The organism is Streptosporangium nanhuense (genome assembly GCF_059358815.1).
Window position 1 is genome coordinate 490,582 of record NZ_JCADBG010000002.1, and the last position, 17,895, is coordinate 508,476.

The 17,895-nt window shown below is 73.4% G+C and carries 5 protein-coding genes; 1 reads left to right on the forward strand and 4 read right to left on the reverse strand.

Translation table 11 applies throughout. The annotated features are described in order from the left end of the window. Positions 1 to 202: 202 nt before the first annotated feature. Positions 203 to 4,606, forward strand: coding sequence for a bifunctional nitrate reductase/sulfite reductase flavoprotein subunit alpha (locus AC5L38_RS07065; protein WP_495241925.1), 4,404 nt, complete (start codon positions 203 to 205; stop codon positions 4,604 to 4,606). 39 nt (positions 4,607 to 4,645) lie between these two features. On the opposite strand, the gene AC5L38_RS07070 is transcribed toward AC5L38_RS07065, so the two are convergent. The 4 genes from AC5L38_RS07070 to AC5L38_RS07085 form a co-directional block, all read right to left on the reverse strand. Further along, positions 4,646 to 5,455, reverse strand: coding sequence for a maleylpyruvate isomerase family mycothiol-dependent enzyme (locus tag AC5L38_RS07070; protein WP_495241926.1), 810 nt, complete (start codon positions 5,453 to 5,455; stop codon positions 4,646 to 4,648). A 182-nt stretch (positions 5,456 to 5,637) separates the two neighbouring features. Next, a complete protein-coding gene (locus AC5L38_RS07075; protein ID WP_495241927.1) occupies positions 5,638 to 7,164 on the reverse strand; it encodes an MFS transporter in 1,527 nt (508 codons plus the stop codon). Beyond that, positions 7,145 to 11,134, reverse strand: coding sequence for an amino acid adenylation domain-containing protein (locus AC5L38_RS07080; RefSeq protein ID WP_495241928.1), 3,990 nt, complete (start codon positions 11,132 to 11,134; stop codon positions 7,145 to 7,147). The genes AC5L38_RS07075 and AC5L38_RS07080 overlap by 20 nt, the downstream gene beginning before the upstream one ends. Then, a complete protein-coding gene (locus AC5L38_RS07085; RefSeq protein WP_495241929.1) occupies positions 11,131 to 17,880 on the reverse strand; it encodes an amino acid adenylation domain-containing protein in 6,750 nt (2,249 codons plus the stop codon). The genes AC5L38_RS07080 and AC5L38_RS07085 overlap by 4 nt, the downstream gene beginning before the upstream one ends. Positions 17,881 to 17,895: the final 15 nt, after the last annotated feature.

Genomic DNA, 17,895 nt, shown 5'->3' on the forward strand with positions numbered 1-17,895 from the left:
TCAGGGAGCACGGCGAGAAGAGCCGCGCGTGGCCGGGGGAGATCGGCGGTTAGGTGGATGTAACAGCCGGGCGCGGGCATCTGTGACGTCCACGTAACGCGTGTTTCTTATGTTTCCGTCGTTGGATCCGCCCGATGCGGCTTCGGTGTCCCCGCTGTCCGGCGGAGGGTGTCACGGGCCCCTGCTTCAGGGGAAGGGACCTATGACGGCGTCAGAAAAAGTGAAGACGGTCTGCTCGTACTGCGGTGTCGGCTGCGGGATCGTGCTGGAGGTGGACGGGCGGCGCCGGGTCGTCAAGGCGTCCGGCGACAAGAGCCACCCGGCCAACGCCGGTCGGCTGTGCACCAAGGGAGTCACCACCGCGGACATGCTCGCCGCCCCGGGGCGTCTCGAAGGCGGCCTGGTCAGGCCGGACCGGGGAGCCGAGTCCGTAGCGGCGAGCGTGGACGCGGCGATCAGTGAGACCGCCCGCAGGCTGCGGGGGATCCTGGACGAGCACGGGCCGGACGCGCTGTCGTTCTACGTGTCCGGCCAGATGACGCTGGAGGCGCAGTACCTGGTCAACAAGCTCGCCAAGGGCTTCGTCGGCACCAACCAGATCGAGTCCAACTCCCGGCTGTGCATGGCCAGCGCGGGCAGCGGCTACAAGCTGTCACTCGGGTCGGACGGCCCGCCCGGCTCCTACGAGGACTTCGACCGCGCCGACCTGTTCCTCGTGATCGGCTCGAACATGGCCGACTGCCACCCGATCCTGTTCCTGCGGATGATGGACCGGGTCAAGGCCGGGGCCAAACTCATCGTGGTCGATCCCCGCCGCACCGCGACCGCCGACAAGGCCGACCTGTTCCTTCAGGTCAGGCCGGGCACAGACCTCGCCCTGCTCAACGGGCTGCTGCACCTGCTGGTCGAGGGCGGCCACGTCGACCACGAGTTCGTCGAGCGGCACACCGACGGCTGGGAGGCGATGCCGGACTTCCTGCGGGACTACCCGCCCGAGACGGTCGCCGCGCTCACCGGCGTCCCCGAGGACGACCTGCGCCGGGCGGCCGGGTGGATCGGCGCGGCGGGGGAGTGGATGAGCTGCTGGACGATGGGGCTCAACCAGAGCACGCACGGCACCTGGAACACCAACGCGCTGTGCAACCTGCACCTGGCCACCGGCGCGATCTGCCGCCCCGGCAGCGGCCCGTTCTCCCTGACCGGCCAGCCCAACGCCATGGGCGGGCGCGAGATGGGCTACATGGGGCCCGGCCTGCCCGGACAGCGTTCGGTGCTGGTGGAGGAGGACCGCCTCTTCACCGAGGAGCTGTGGAACCTGCCGCCCGGCACCCTGCGCACCGAGGTGGGCCAGGGGACCGTCGAGATGTTCTCGCGGATGGCCGAGGGCGAGATCAAGGCGTGCTGGATCATCTGCACCAACCCGGTCGCCAGCGTCGCCAACCGCCGGACCGTCATCGCGGGCCTTGAGGCCGCCGAGTTCGTCGTCACCCAGGACGTCTTCGCCGCCACCGAGACCAACGCCTACGCCGACGTGGTCCTGCCCGGCGCCATGTGGGCCGAGACCGAGGGCGTGATGGTCAACTCCGAGCGGAACCTCACCCTGCTGCGGCAGGCCGTGGAACCGCCGGGACAGGCGCTGCCCGACTGGCTGATCATCGCCCGCGTCGCCTGCGAGATGGGCTTCGAGGACGCCTTCTCGTACGGCAGCGCGGAGGAGGTGTTCGAGGAGATCAAACGGGCGTGGAATCCCAAGACGGGCTACGACCTGCGGGGCGTCACCTACGAGCGGCTGCGCGAGACCCCCGTCCAGTGGCCGAGCGCGCCGGGAGGCGGTGACCGCAACCCCGTCCGCTACCTGAACGACGGCACCAGCCAGGCGACGCTCACCCGGCCCGACGGCAGCCGCCCGCGCCTCGCCTTCGCCACCGCTAGCGGCCGGGCCGCCTTCTTCCCCCGCCCGCACCTGCCTCCCGCCGAGCTGCCCGACGACGCCTACCCTTTCGTCCTCAACACCGGACGGCTGCAGCACCAGTGGCACACCCTGACCAAGACGGGAAGGGTCGCCAAGCTCAACAAGCTCAACCCCGGGCCCTTCGTCGAGATCCACCCCGGGGACGCGGCCGAGCACGGGATCGGCGAGGGCGACCTGGTGGAGATCGCCTCCCGGCGCGGCAGGGCCGTGCTGCCCGCCCGCCTGACCGACCGGGTCATGCCGGGCAACTGCTTCGCGCCGTTCCACTGGAACGACCTGTTCGGCGAGTACCTGAGCGTCAACGCGGTCACCAGCGACGCCGTCGACCCCGTCTCCTTCCAGCCCGAGTTCAAGGTCTGCGCGGTCTCGCTCACCAAGGTCGTCGTCTCCGAGGCGTCCCCCGTATCTCCGGCGTCCTCGGCGTCCTCGGCATTTTCGGCGCCTCCCGAGCACGCCGGTACGGCGGGGTTCCCCGTGGTTCCGGGAGACGTGGTCTCCGGGCACGCGGGGGCGGTGCCGGGGGCCGCCCCGCCCGCCCGGGTCGCCGCGCTGGCCGCGCTGGCCGGTCTGCTCGGGGTGGCCGACCTGACGCCGCCGGTGCTCGCCGACCACGAGCGCCGCTACATGGCCGGTTTCCTGTCCGCCCTGGACAGCTCGGCGTCCGTTCTCGACGGCTCGTCGCCCGCTCCGGACGGTACGGCGTCCGCTCTCAGCGGTACGGCTCTCAACGGCGCGGTCGTGCCGGTCCTGCCGGAGCACGCGCCCGTCGATCCCGCTCACGCGCTGTGGATCAACGGGGTGCTGGCCGGCATGTTCTCCCGGACCCTCGCGCCGCCGCCCCGGCGGGCGGCCGGCGATCCGGTGCCGCCGGCGCGCGACATCGTCGTCCTGTGGGCCTCCCAGACCGGGAACGCCGAGGAGTTCGCCGCCGCCAGCGTCGACCGGCTGACCGGCGCGGGACGGGCCACCCGGCTGGTCAGCATGGCCGACTGCGCCCCGGACAGCATTCCCCGTGGCGCGGACCTGCTCGTCATCTCCAGCACCTTCGGCGACGGCGAGGCGCCCGACAACGGCGTCGGGTTCTGGGAGGCCCTCATCGGGTCCGGCGCGCCCCGGCTCGACGGCGTGCGCTACGCAGTCCTCGCCTTCGGCGACTCCAGCTACGACGACTTCTGCGGCCACGGGCGACGGCTCGACCAGCGCCTGGAGGAGCTGGGCGCCCTGCGCCTGGCACCCCGCGTGGACTGCGAGCCCGACGACCACTCGCGGGCCCTGGGGTGGCTCGATCACCTGCTCACCACCCTCGCCGAGCCCCCTCCCTCGACGGCCCCGTCCTCCCCGCCTTCCTCACTTTCCTCGCCTTCTCCGGCGGGCCCGCCGCGCCCGGGCCCTGGCTCACCTTCCTCGCCTTCTCCAGCGAGCCCGCCGCGCCCGGCTCCTGAGCCGACGTCGTCCCGGGGCTCCGCGTCGGCGCCGAGCCCCGGGACGACGTCCTCGGACCCCGAGCCGGAGACCGGGTCCGGCAGGGCCGCGCCCTTCCACGCCCCCCTGGCCGGTAACCGGCTGCTCAGCCTGCCCGGGTCGGCCAAGGAGGTGCGGCAGTTCACCTTCGACACCGGTGGCGAGCTGGACTACCGGGCCGGTGACGCGCTCGGGGTGATGCCGGTCAACAGCGCCGGACTGGTCGCCGAATGGCTCGCCGTGACCGGTCTCGACCCCGCCGAGGACGTCGAGATCCCCGGCCTCGGCTCCTTCCCGTTCGGCGAGGCGTTGCGAGGCCACCTGGAGATCACGAAGATCACCTCCGGCCTGCTCAGGTTCGTCGCCGAACGTACCCGCGACCGCGACCTCACCCGGTTCCTGCGTTCGGGCAACGGGGGAGAGCTGGCCAAGTGGACCTGGGGCCGGCAGGCCGTCGACGTGGTCGGCGAGCTTCGCGTCCGGGCCACGGCCCAGGAGTGGGCCGACGTCCTCAAACGCCTGCGGCCACGCCTGTACTCCATCTCCTCCAGCCCGCTGGTCGACCCCCATCGGGTGCGCCTGACGGTCTCGGTCGTCCGCTTCGACAACCCGCGCGGCACGGCGCGCAAGGGAGTGTGCTCGTCCTTCCTCGCGGACAGCCCGGAGCGCGCCCGCGTGCCCGTCTTCGTCCAGCGCAACAGGCACTTCCGCCCTCCGGCCGATCCGGCCACCCCGATGATAATGATCGGCCCGGGTACGGGCGTCGCGCCCTTCCTCGGTTTCATGGACGAGCGCCGGGCCCTGGGCCACTCCGGCCGCAACTGGCTCTTCTTCGGCGAGCAGCGGCGTTCCACCGACTTCTACTACCGCGACGAGCTCAACGATTTCTACCAGGACGGGCTGCTGACCCGGCTGGACCTCGCCTTCTCCCGCGACCAGCGCGCCAAGGTCTACGTCCAGGACCGGATGCGCGAGCACGGCGTCAAGCTCTGGTCGTGGCTCCAGGACGGCGCCCACCTGTACGTCTGCGGCGACGCCAGCCGGATGGCCAAGGACGTCGACCGGACCCTGCGCGAGATCGCCACCGTCCACGGTGGTCTCGGCGACGACGAGGCCACCGTGTACGTCAAGCACCTGGCCACCAGCAGGCGATACGTCCGCGACGTGTACTGATCGTCGCCGTTCGTGCGGCCGGGCCGTGCGGGGTGGCCGTCAGAGGCCGGGGAACACCCGGCGGAGGTCGTCCAGGGTGACGCCGTCGCCGGTGACGGTCACCGACGGCGGGGTGTGCTCGGGGGCCAGCCTGCCGCTGAGGAGGCGCGACCAGGCCTCGCCGGGAAGTGACAGGGTGACGTCGGCCGGGTCCGGCACCTCGCTGAAGCCGACGGTCTCCCCGAGGGTGAGCCCCAGGACGCGCTCGGGGCCGGTCGTCTCGACCCGGAGGGTCGTGGCCAGGCGCGGGTCCAGCTCGTCCGGCCTGCCGAGGAAACCGATCAGGAAATCGAGCGGCCCGGCGTACAGGTCGGTCAGCACCCCGGCGGCGTCACGCCCGACGGTGGCCTTGGGGTCGAAGGCGACCCTGACGTCCCAGGAGTGCAGGGCGGCCTCGTTCAGGCGCATCCCGCCCACCAGCGCGACGCCGCCGGGCCGGGGGAGGAATCCCAGCTTGACCCGCAGCCGCTCACGGGCGTCGGCGTCGAGGCTCTCGAATGCCGCGACGATGTCGGCGTCGGCGGCGAGGAAGTCCTCGGCCTGCTCCTTGGGCTCCTTCGCGTTCCAGCGGTCCCATACCGAATGGTTGAAGTCCTGGCCGGGAGTTTCCCGGCCGTCCTGGGCCGCGCGCAGCGTCGCCAGGCCGATCTCGGCGCCGCTGCCGAGGTGGCTGAGCACCTGGGCGACGGTCCACTCCGAACAGCCGGAGGGGCGGGTCAGGCCGGCGGTGTCCAGCTCCCGGACGAAGGGCGCCAGCTCGTCGTGGGTGGTACGCAGGGCCGCGATGGTCCTGTCGGCGAGTGTGGTCATTGTTCTCCTACCGGATGGGAGCGGGATGGGGGCGACACGAGCCGTCGCGATCGAGCCGGACGGCCACGCGGGGCCTCCCTCGATCGTGCCCGCTGCCGCCCGGCCTACCATCTTCCTCCTCCGCGCCGGTGCCCGTCCCCGTCCCTGGCAGGGCCGGGGACGGGCACCGGTCGCGCGACCGCTCAGGTGCCGGGGATCTCCTTCACCTTCGGGATCGGGGAGAAGACCAGCAGCAGGATCGGCAGGATGGCCCCGGCGATCACCGCGAGCAGGATGGCCGGGCGCAGGCCGAGGGTCTCGCCGAGCAGGCCCGCGCCCAGGGCGCCGAGCGGGGCCGGGATCAGCCCGAGCGAGTAGATCGTGCCGATCACCCTGGCCTGCAGGTGCGGCGGGGTGATCGACTGCACCAGGGTCATGTTGCTGACGAAGAACACCTGGTTGCTCGCCCAGACGACGAACTGGGAGAGGCCGAGCATCCCGGCGGCCAGCCAGACCGGTCCCGACGAGAACGGGACCAGCAGCAGCGCGCAGTTGCCGATGATCGTGCTCCACAGCAGCGTCGGGCCGATCCCCATGCGGCGCATGGTCCGCACCGACAGGGTCGCGCCGAGGATGGCGCCGACGCCGCCGGTCGCCATCACGATGCCCACCCACTCCACCGGCAGGTTGGGCCCGCCCCGCAGCAGGAACAGCACGTAGATCGACTGCATGGCGCCCATGACGAAGAACGAGTACAGCCCGCTCGCGATGGCCAGCGGCCGGATCATCGGCTGGTCCATCACCCACCGGAAGCCCGCCCAGATCGCCCGGTGCACGCTCACGGCCGTCTCGTCGTCCGGGGCGGGCACCTCCTCGCGCTTGCGGATGAGGAGGATGGCGATCGCGGAGAACAGGTAGGAGAGCACGTCGATCATGATCAGCAGCGGCGCGGCGACCACCTTGATCAGCGCCGCCGCCGCACCGGGACCGGCGGTCTGCGCCAGCGACTCGCTCAGCTGCAGCTTGCCGTTGCCGTCACCCAGGTGCCGCAGCGGGACCAGCGACGGGAAGTAGGAGCGGTACGCGACCTGGAACAGCACCGACAGCAGGCTCAGGACGAACACGACCGCGTACAGCACCCCGAGGGTGAGGCTGTCCATCACGTACAGCAGCGGCACCAGGGCCAGCACCGCGGCCCGGCCCAGGTCCGACCAGATCAGCACGGGCCGCTTGCGCATCCGGTCGATGTAGACGCCGAACAGCAGGAAGCCCAGCATCGGCAGCCGGATCAGCGCCCCGAGGACGCCCATCTCCGTCGCGCTCGCGCCCAGCGTCACGACGGCGATCAGCGGGATCGCCACGTACGAGATCTGCGAGCCGAACTGGGAGAGGGTCTGGCCGGTCCACAGCCGCAGGAAGTCCTGGTTGCGCCACAGGCCGTCGTCGTCGCCGGCCCCCTCGGGCCGCTTCTCGCCCCCGGGGGCGCCGGGGTCCCCGGACTCCCCGGGCCCCCCGGGCCCCCCGGGTCCTCCGGGGCCCTCGGAGGTCTCGGGGCCCACGGGGGTTTTCGGGTTCCCGGCGACCGGGGCGTCCTGGGGGACGTCGAGGACCTCGGGGCCCGCGGCGGGCTCGCCGTTCCCGGGCGCTCCGGCCGTCGCGCCGTTCCCGGTGCTCCCGGTGCCCTGTGGCGGCCCCGCGCTCTTGGGGCTCTCAGTGTCCGGTGACGCCATGGTCGATCCAACTCCTCAGCTTGGCGGCCGCCTCGGCGACCAGGGGTTCGAACAGGATGACCACGCGCTCGCCGGGGATCGCCTCGATCGCGAGGTTCCCCTTGACCACGCCGTTCCAGCCCAGATCGGGCCGGTCACCGGCGGGGGCGAACAGCGCCACGTCACCGTCGTACGGTTCGTGCCGGTAGCGGCCGACCGCGTGGGCGTTGGCCCGGAACACCCGAAGGAAACGCCGGGCCTGCTCGACGTCGGCGGTGTCGGGCGCCAGCCGCTGCTCCCGCCCGGCGGCGGCGATGACCGCCATCAGCATCTCCTCGGGGTCGAGGCAGGCGAACTCCGCGGTGTCCACCTCCAGCGGTCCTCCCGCCAGCGCGTGGGTCATGAGCGAGGCGTCGTCCTCCAGCGAGCTGGTGATCACCGGCTCGTCCGCGTCGGAGTAGAACAGCACCAGCAGCGGGACCTCCTCGCCGAGGTCACGCAGCCGCCTGGCCATCTCCATCGCGATGTTCCCGCCGATGCAGAACCCGCCCAGGACGTACGGCCCGCTGGGACGGACGGCGCGCAGCCGGTCGACGTAGTCCTCGACCATGTCGGCCATCGTGGTGTGCGGGTCCTCGCCGGGCGCCAGGCCGCTGGCCGCGATCGCGTAGACGGGCTGGTCGGGGCCGAGCCTGCGGGCCATCGGGTGGTAGCGGAAGACCTGCCCGCCCAGGGCGTGCACCAGGACGATCGGGGTACGGTCGCCGTCCGCGTTGAGCGTCACCACCCGCTGCTCGCCCAGGTCCTCCGGGCGGCGCAGCACGTCCGCCAGGCCCGCCACGGTCGGCGAGGCCAGCACGGTCGCCACCGGCAGTTCCCTGCCGAACTCCTGCCTGATCCGCACGGCCAGCCGGAGCGCCAGCAGCGAGTGCCCGCCCAGGTCGAAGAAGTCGTCGAACACCCCGACCATGGGGACGTCGAACAGCTCCTCCCAGATCGCCGCGACCCGTCCCTCGACCGGGTCCCTCGGCGGCACCCGGAACTCGTCCGCGCCCGTCCGGCCGGGGGCGGGAAGGGCGGCGCGGTCGAGCTTGCCGTTGGGGGTGACAGGCAGGGCGTCCAGCGTCACCCACGCCGACGGGATCATGTGCTCGGGAACCCTGACGCGCAGTCGCGCCCGCCAGTCGATCGAGGCGTCGCCGACGGCACCGTCGGTGACGTCGCCGGTGGCACCAGCGGTTACGTCGCCGGTGGCACCGTCAGCGGCCCTGCCGGTGGCACCGCCGGTGACGACGTACCCGATCAGGCGCTCGCCGTCGGCGACGACCGCCGCGGCGCGGACCTCGGGCTGGTCGAGCAGGGCGGCCTCGATCTCGCCGAGCTCGACGCGCATGCCGCGGATCTTGATCTGAGTGTCGAGGCGGCCGAGATACTCGATCTCGCCGTCCGGCCGCCACCTGGCCTGGTCCCCGGTGGCGTACAGGCGCGAGCCGGGCGGGCCGTAGGGGTCGGGGACGAAGCGCTCGGCGGTGAGGGCCGGGCGGCCCAGGTAGCCCCGGGCCAGCTGGACCCCGCCGATGAACAGCTGCCCCCGGGTGCCCACCGGGGCCCGCTCGAACCGGTCGTCGAGCACCTCCAGCCGGGTGTTGTCACCCGGCCGGCCGATCGGGACCACCTGCTCGGCCGGGTCGCACCGGTGCGTCGAGACCTCCACGGCCGTCTCGGTCGGACCGTAGAGGTTGTGCAGCTCCACCTGCGGCAGCCGTTCGGCGAAGCGCCGCACCAGGTCGGCGGGGAGCGCCTCGCCCGAGCAGACGACCCTGCGCAGCTCACCCGTGGCGAGCTCGGGCGTGTCGAGGAAGGGGTCCAGCATGGAGGGGACGAAGTGGGCGGTGGTGATCCGTTCGGAGACGATCAGCCTGGCGAGGTAGGAGGGCTCGTAGTGGCCGCCGGGTTTGGCGACCACCAGCCCGGCCCCCGTGACCAGCGGCCAGAACAGCTCCCACACCGAGATGTCGAACGAGATCGGGGTCTTGTGCAGGACCCGGTCGGCCGGGGTGATGGCGTGGTCCGCCTGCATCCAGTGCAACCGGTTGACGATCGCGCGGTGCGACACCCCGACGCCCTTCGGCCGCCCGGTCGACCCCGACGTGAAGATCACATAGGCCAGCGCGTCCTCGTGGCCCGGACCGTCCGGCGCGCTCAGGGCGTCCGGCGGGCCCAGGCTGTCCGGCGGGCTCAGGCTGTCCGGACCGGCGGGTGCGGGCGGGCCGGACGGCAGCAGCACCGTGCGCTCGGCCCGCGGAGCCTGGTCGGCCAGGGCCGCGGACGTGAGCAGCACGCCGGCCCCGGCGTCGGAGAGCATGGTCCGCAGGCGCTCGGCCGGATGGCCGGGTTCGAGCGGCAGGTAGGCGCCTCCGGCGGCGAGGATGCCGAGCAGGGCGACGGGAAGGTCCGTGCTCCGTTCGAGGTAGACGCCGACCGGCTGGTCGCGCCCCACCCCCGCCGCGCGCAGCTCCACCGCGATCGCGACGGCCCGGGCGGCCAGCTCCCGGTAGGTGATCCACGTCCCCTCGAACCCGACCGCGGGCGCGTCGGGCGTCAGGGCGGCCCGGGCGAGGATCAGCCCGTGCAGGGTGCCGCCCGGATGGTCGCGGCCGGTGGCGTTCCACCGGGTGATCGCCTCGGTCTCCGCCTCGCCGAGGCCCGGCTCGCCGGTCAGGGCTGCGAGCACCCGGCCGGCGAGGGCCTCGATCTGGTCGCGGGGGAACTGGGTGCGGTCGTAGGAGATCGTGAGGGTCAGCCCGCCGCCGGGCACCCGGACGAAGGCCACCGTGCACGGCATGTCGGTCTGCTCGAAGAACTCCTGCCCGGTGATCGCCGCGCCCCCGCCGGGCAGCCCGCCGTACACGTGGAAGTCCCTGAAGTCGAACAACGTGTCCAGCAGCGGCGAGCGGCCCGCGGCCCGCTGGATCTCGAACAGCGGGTAGCTCCGGTGCGGGACGGCGGAGATCTCGGCGTCGAACACCCGCCGCACCAGGTCGGCGCGGCTCGCGGCGTCCAGGCGCACCCGGATCGGCAGCGAGTTGAGGAACAATCCGAGGACCTCGCCGCCGCCCTCGTTCTCCGGCCTGCTGTGGCTGAGGACGCCGGTCATCACCTCGCGCTCGCCGGTGACCAGGCCCAGCGCCCGCAGGTGCGCCGTCAGCAGGATCGTGCGCAGGGGAACCCGCAGCTCGCGGCTCTCCCGTTCGAGGGTGTCCACCGTCTCGCGCGGCACGGGCATGGCCAGCACCGTGACGTCACGCGGCCCGTCGACGGGGAACCCGGGCAGCCGGGGCAGCCGGCTCTCCGGGGCGTCGGTGACCCGCTCCCGCCAGAACTCCCTGGTCTCCGCCGAGGCCGTCGCCGACCGCTCGGCCGCCACCATGTCCCGGAACCGGGCCGGCGGCGGCGTGAGGGGAGCGGTCCCCGGAGGGGCGGCGTAGCGGTGCAGGATCTCGGTGACCAGCGTGGCGACGCTCCAGCCGTCGAGGAGCGCGTGGTGGAAGCTGAGGCTGAGGGCGAACTCGTCGCCGTCCAGGACGTGGACGTGGACCCGCAGCAGCGGCGGGGACGACCAGTCGAACCCGGTGTGCTTCTCCTTCTCCCGCCACGCCGCGAGCCGTTCCCGCGATCCCCTCCCGTCCGCGTTCTCCGCGTTCTCCGCGTTCTCCGTGTTCTCCCGCAGGTCGGCGACCTCCAGGGGTATGGTCACCGTGTCGTGGACGAGCTGGAGCGGCTCGCTGAACCCGGTCAGGTCGAACGAGGTGCGCAGCACCGGGTGCCGGGCCGCGACCTCGGCCAGCGCCCTGGTCAGCGCGGGGACGTCCGGCTCGCCGCGCAGGGTGATCGTCATCAGGTCGTGGAACGTGGGACTGTCCGGTTCGAGCTCGCTGTGGTAGAGCATGCCGCCCTGTAGCGCGGCCAGCGGATACGCGTCCTCGATCATCGGCCGTCTCTCCTTAGCTTGGCCAGGTCGGCCGGATTGAGCAGGCCGAACGCCTCGACCGCGGGTTCGGGCGCCTGTCGCGCCTCCGCCGGGGGCTCGTGGCCGGGTGGGCGCAGCACCCCGGCCAGTTCGGCCACGCTCTGGTGGGTGAACAGCTGCTGCAGGTCGAGCCCGTAGCCCAGGTCGCGCAGCCGGGCCACCACCGAGAGGCTGCGGATCGAGTCGCCCCCGACGCCGAAGAACCCGTCGTGACGGCCGACCTTGTCCAGGCCGAGCACGTCCTGCCACACCTGGGCGACGGCGCGCTCCGCGTCGGTGCGCGGCGGCTCCCAGGGGAGGTCGCCCCGGCCGGGCGGTGGCGGCAGGGCGGCCCGGTCGAGCTTGCCGTTGGGGGTGAGCGGGAGCGCGTCCAGCGTCACCCAGGCGGTGGGGATCATGTGCTCGGGCAGCTCACCCCTGAGCCACTCGCGGGGATCGGCGTCCACGGCGTCCACGGCGTCCGCAGTATCCGCGGCGTGTGCGGCGTCCGCGGCGCCCCGCGCCCCTTCGCGCCGTACCCCGTACCCGACCAGCCGGGCTCCGGCGCCGTCGTGCCACACGCCGACCGCCGCCGCGCTCAGGTCCGGGTGCCCGCCGAGTACGGCCTCGATCTCGCCGGGTTCGACGCGCATGCCGCGGATCTTGACCTGGGTGTCCAGGCGGCCGAGGTATTCGAGCTCGCCGTCCGGCCGCCACCGGGCACGGTCCCCGGTGGCGTACAGGCGCGAGCCGGGCGGGCCGTGGGGGTCGGGGACGAAGCGTTCGGCGGTGAGGGCCGGGCGGCCCAGGTAGCCCCGGGCCAGCTGGACCCCGCCGATGAACAGCTGTCCCGGCGTCCCGACCGGCACCGGGCGCAACGCCTCGTCCAGCACGTACAGGCGGGTGTTGGCCACCGGGCGGCCGATCGGCACGACCTTCTCGCCCGGCGTGTGACGGTGCCAGGAGACGTCGACCGCGGCCTCGGTCGGGCCGTAGAGGTTGTGCAGCTCCACCCCGGGCAACCGCCCGGTCAGCCGCTCCGCGGCCACGGCCGTCAGCTCCTCGCCACTGCAGATCACCCGGCGCAGCGAGCGGCACTCCTCGATCCGCTCCTCCGCCGTGAAGGCGGCGAGCATCGAGGGGACGAAGTGGACCGTGGTGATCTCCCGCTCGGTGACGAGGTCGCGCAGGTAGGCGGTGTCGCGGTGGCCGTCGGGCCGGGCGAGCACCAGGCGGGCCCCGGTGATCAGCGGCCAGAAGAACTCCCACACCGACACGTCGAACCCGGCGGGGGTCTTCTGGAGCACGGCGTCGCCCGCGTCCAGGCCGTAGGTCTCCTGCATCCAGCGCAGCCGGTTCACGATCGCCCGGTGCGGCACCCCGACGCCCTTGGGCCTCCCCGTGGACCCCGAGGTGAAGATCACGTAAGCGAGCGAGTCCGGCAGGTCCCGCGCGGCAGGACTCGCGTCCCCGGGTTCCGGCGAGGCGTCCAGGGCCGCGGTGAGCTCCACGGCCCCGGCGTCGGCGAGCATGGCCTCGACCCGGCGCTCGGGCAGCCCCGGATCGAGGGGGAGGTAGGCGCCGCCGGCCTTGAGCACGGCGAGCAGCCGCACGGGCAGGTCGAGCGAACGCTCCGCCCGTACGGCGAACACCCTGTCCGCGGCCGGGTGGACGCCGGCGCGCAGCCGCGCGGCCAGCAGGCCGGCGCGGTCGTTCAGCTCGGCGTAGGTCAGCGTCTCGCCCTCGAAGACCACGGCCGTGGCGTCGGGGGTCCGCGCGGCCTGGGCCTCGACGAGCCCGTGCAGCGTCTCCTCCGGCGGGTACGCGGTCCCGGTGGCGTTCCAGCCGTTCAGCACCTGGTCCCGCTCCCCGGGGGAGAGCAGTTCCAGGTCGCCCACGCGGGTCTCCGGAGCGGCGACGGCCGCGCGCAGGAACGTCTCGAAGGACGCGGCGAGCCGTTCGACGGTCTCGGGCAGGAACAGGTCGCGGTTGTAGACGAACCTCGCCGCGAGGCCGTCACCGGTCTCCGAGACGTACAGCTCCAGGTCGAAGCGGGTCGAGGTGGTGTCCGGCGCGAACGGCTCGGCCACCGGCCCTCCCGCCCGACCGGCCGCCGCCCCGGTCGCCGCCGGGGACCCGGCGTGTTCCCCGGCCGTGGGCGCGGACCGCCACGGCGGGACCGTGCCGCCCAGGTAGTTCTGCAGGGCGAAGAGCACCTGCACCACCGGCGGGCGGGTGGCGTCCCTGGCCAGGTCCAGCTCGGCGACCAGTTTCTCGAACGGCAGCTCCTGGTGGGCGTAGACCTCCAGGGCCGCGTCGCGGGTGCGGCCGAGCAGCTCGGTGAACGCGGGGTCGCCCTCCAGACGGGCCCGGAGCGGCAGCAGGTTCACGAACAACCCGACCACGTCCTCGAACTCCGCCAGGTCGCGACCGGCGACCGGCGAGCCCACCGCGAAGTCGTGCTGTCCCGACCAGCGGGAGAGCACGGCCTGGAACCCGGAGAGCAGCGCCATGTAGAGGGTCGCCCCGCGTTCCCGCGCCAGTTCGCCGAGCGCCCCTGTGAGCCCGGCGTCCAGTCGCAGGTCGTGCCACGCGCCCCGGTGCCCCTGCCTGGCCGGCCTGGGCAGGTCGAGGGGAAGGTCGAGCGGGGGCAGCGCGGCCAGCTCCTCCCGCCAGAACTCCAGGTGCCGTTCCAGACGCGGCCCGGCCAGGCGCTCACGCTGCCACAGCGCGTAGTCGCCGTACCCGGCACGCGGCTCCGGCCGAACGGCCTGACCGGCATGACCGGCCTGAGCGTTGTGAGTGTCGTGGCCGGCGAGCAGTTCGTTCAGCAGGAGCTCCGCCGACCAGCCGTCGGCCACGATGTGGTGGACGGCGACCAGCAGCACGTGGTCCGCGGGGGCGAGCCTGACCAGGGTCACCCGGAGCAGCGGGCCGTCGCCGAGGTCGAAGGGGCGTGCCGCGTCGGCACTGACGATCCGCCGCGCCTCCACCTCCGCGTGCGCCGCCTCCGCGCGGGGAGTCTCCGTGTACGTCGCCTCCGGGCGGGGAGTCTCCGTGTGCGTCGCCTCCGTGTGCGTCGCTCCCGCGTACGTGGCCTTCGCGTGTGTCGCTCCGGCCCTCTCCACCTCCTCCGTCTCCGCGCGCGTGTCGACGACGCGGATCGCGATCCGTGCCTCCGGGGTCCCGGCCCGGACGACCCGTACCTCGGGCCGCCCGTCGGGGGAGGCCGGGAAACGCATCCGCAGGCTCTCGTGCCGCGTCACGGCGGCGTCCAGCCGCGCGTCCAGCGCCGCGAGGTCCAGCGGGCCGCGCAGCCGTGCCGCCGCGGGCAGCACGTAGGCGCCGGTCCCCGGGCTGAACTGCTCCATGAACCAGAGCCGTTCCTGCGCGAACGACAGCGGCGGCGCCGTGCCCTCCGGGCGCCGCACCGGCCCGGTCCCCGCCTCGGGGCCCGCGCCGGGACCGGTCTCGGCCAGCGTGTCCAGCGCCTGCGCCAGCCTTCGTACGGAGGGGTGACTGAAGGCCAGCTTCAGCGGCACGTCCAGCCCGGTCGCCGCCGAGAGCCTGGCGATCGTCCTGGTCGCCAGCAGCGAGTGGCCGCCGAGCTGGAAGAAGTCGTCGAGCGCCCCCACCCGCTCCACTCCCAGCACCTCGGCCCACACCGAGCACACCAGCTCCTGCGTGGGGGTCTCCGGGGGCAGGTACCCCTCACCCGAGCGGTGCTCGGGGGCGGGCAGCGCGCCCTGGTCGACCTTCCCGCTCGGGGTGAGCGGGATGCGCCCGACCTCCACCACGGCACTCGGCACCAGGTGCGGCGGCAGCTCCGCCGCGAGGTACTCCCGCAGCTCCCCGGTGTCGGCGACCTGCTCGCCGGCGGCCGGTTCGTGCCGTACGACATAGGCGACCAGGCGGCGGTCGCCGGGGGTGTCCTCCCTGACCGTCACGGTCGCCCGGCCCACCCACGGGTGGGCCAGCAGGCGGGCCTCGATCTCACCGGGTTCCACGCGGTAGCCCCGGATCTTCACCTGGCGGTCGAGGCGGCCCAGGATCTCCAGGCGCCCGTCGGGCCGGAACCTGGCCCGGTCGCCGGTGCGGTACAGGCGCGAACCGGCCGGACCGTACGGGTCGGGCACGAAGCGTTCCGCCGTCAGGGCGGGCGACCCCAGGTAACCGCGGGAGAGCCCGTCACCGCCGACGCACAGCTCGCCGGGCGCCCCGGCGGGCACCCGCGCGCCGTGCTCGTCCAGCACGTGCACGCGGGTGGCGGACAGCGGGTGGCCCACGGTCGGACGCCTGGACGCCTCGGCCGGGTCGAGCTCCCCGGCGGTGGCGATGATCGTCGTCTCGGTCGGCCCGTAGCTGTTGACCAGGGTGACGCGCTCGCCGTGGGCCTCGTACCAGGTGGCGAGCGCCGGTCCGGGCAGCGGGTCGGCGCCCAGGATCAGCAGGCGCAGCGCGGGCGGCCAGGAGGTCCGGGCGGCGACCAGCTCCTGCCAGTAGGAGGTGGGCAGGTCCATCACCGTGAGCGACGCGCCCCGCGGGGTCCGCAGGAAGTCGGGCAGCGGCTCGTCGGGGGCGAGCACCAGCTCGGCCCCCGAGGTGAGCGCCGGGTAGATCTCCTCGGCGTGCGTGTCGAAGCCCACGGAGGCGAACTGCAGCACCCGGTCCTGCGGCCGGATGCCGTACTCGGCGCGCATCCAGGCCACCCGGGCGTCCAGCGCCCGCCGCTCGACCTGCACGCCCTTGGGAGTGCCGGTCGAACCGGAGGTGTAGATCACGTACGCCAGGTTCCCCGGCCCGCCCGGCCTCGCCGTCACCTGGCTGTCAGCGCTGTCGGAGGCGTCCGCGACGCCGTCGAGCGAGATCGTCGGCAGGTCGCACTCCGGCAGGCCGTCCTGGGACAGCAGCAGCGCGGCCCCGCTGTCGCGCAGCATCCAGCGCAGGCGTTCGGCCGGGTAGGCGGGGTCGAGCGGGAGGTAGGCGCCTCCCGCCATGGCCGTCGCCAGCAGTGCCACGACCAATTCGGGACCGCGCCGGGCGCACACCGCGACCACGGTCTCGGGGCCGGCCCCCTCGGAGGACAGCCGCGCCGCCAGCCGCGCGGCGCGCTCGCGCAGCTCGGCGTAGCTCAGCCGCCGGTCGCCCTGGCTGACCGCCACCGCGTCCGGCGCCAGCCGCACCCGCTCCTCGAACAGCTCGACGACCCCGGCGGGGGAGTCGAGAGGCGCGGGAAGGGAGGTGGACAGGGACGCGGTGACGGCGGGCAGGCGGTCCTCGGGCAGCAGCATCGCGGCCCGCAGCCGCGACAGCGGGATGTCGGGGTCGTCGGCCACGGCCTCCAGGACGCGCTCGTACCTGCGCAGCATCCTGGCTATCGTGTCCGGTTCGAACAGGTCGGCGTTGTAGGACAGCAGCGCGTACAGCGAGTCCGAGCGAGGTGTCACGTCGAGCATCAGGTCGAACTTGGCCTGCCGCGCGCCCGGATCGAACACGTCGGTCTCGATGCCGGACATGACCAGCTCGGAAGCCTCCTTGTCCTGCATCACGAACATCGCCTGGAACAGCGGCGTGGTGCTCAGGTCGCGTTCGACGCGCAGCTCGTTGAGCAGCCGCTCGAACGGGATGTCCTGGTGTGCGAAGGCGTCGAGCACCGTCGCCCTGACACGGCCGAGCAGCTCCCTGAAGCCCGGATCGCCCGACAGGTCGCCGCGCAGCGCGAGCGTGTTGGGGAAGAACCCGACGATCTGCTCCAGCTCGGGACGCTCCCGCCCGGCGATCACCGAGCCCACGCACACGTCGTCCTGCCCGGAGTGGGCGCCGAGCAGCGTCTGGAAGGCGGCCAGCAGCACCATGAACTGGGTGCACCGCTCGTCCCTGGCCAGCCGGTCCAGCCGGGCGGTGAGCTCCCGCCCGATCCGCCGCCCCGCGTAGTCGCCGTTGGACGACTTCACCGCCGGCCTGGGCCGGTCGGCGGGGACGTCCAGCACGGGCACCCCGGCCAGCTGCCCGCTCCAGTAGTCGAGCTGGCCGCGCACCCGATCCTCGTCCAGCAGCCCGCGCTGCCAGGCCGCGTAGTCGGCGTACTCCAGCACCGGCGCGGGAAGGTCCGGCTCGCGTCCCTCCAGGTGCGCGCCGTAGCAGGCGGCGAGCTCGCCCAGCAGGATCTTCAGCGACCAGCCGTCGGCCACGATGTGGTGCAGCACCACGCACAGCACGTGGTCGGTCCCCGACATCGTGATCAGGTGGACCCGCAGCAGCGGCCCGGCCGCCAGGTCGAACGGCCGGTTGGTGAGGTCGGCGACCAGCTCGGTCGCGCGGGTCTCCCGCTCGGTGACGGGCAGCCCGGTGAGGTCGATCAGGTCGGGCTCGACCGGAATGGGCGGCCCGATCTCCTGCACCGGGCTGCCCTCGTGCGAGGTGAAGCGGGCGCGCAGGGTCTCGTGCCGCTCCACCAGCCGGTCGAGCGCGTACCCGAGCGCCTCGATGGAGACGGGCCCGCGCAGCCGCTGCACCATGAACATGTTGTACGAGGCGTCGGACGGGTCCAGCTGCTGCAGGAACCACAGGCGCTCCTGGCCGAACGACAGCGGGGCCGGCCCGCCGCCGTCCGCGCGCCGGGGGATGCCCGACGGCCGCCGCGGCGGCGGTTGCCGCCGCAGCCTCTCCTCCAGCGCGGCCCGCTGTTCGGGGCTGAGCCGCGCCAGTTTCGCCCTCAGGTCACTCATCCGCACTCCTCAGCG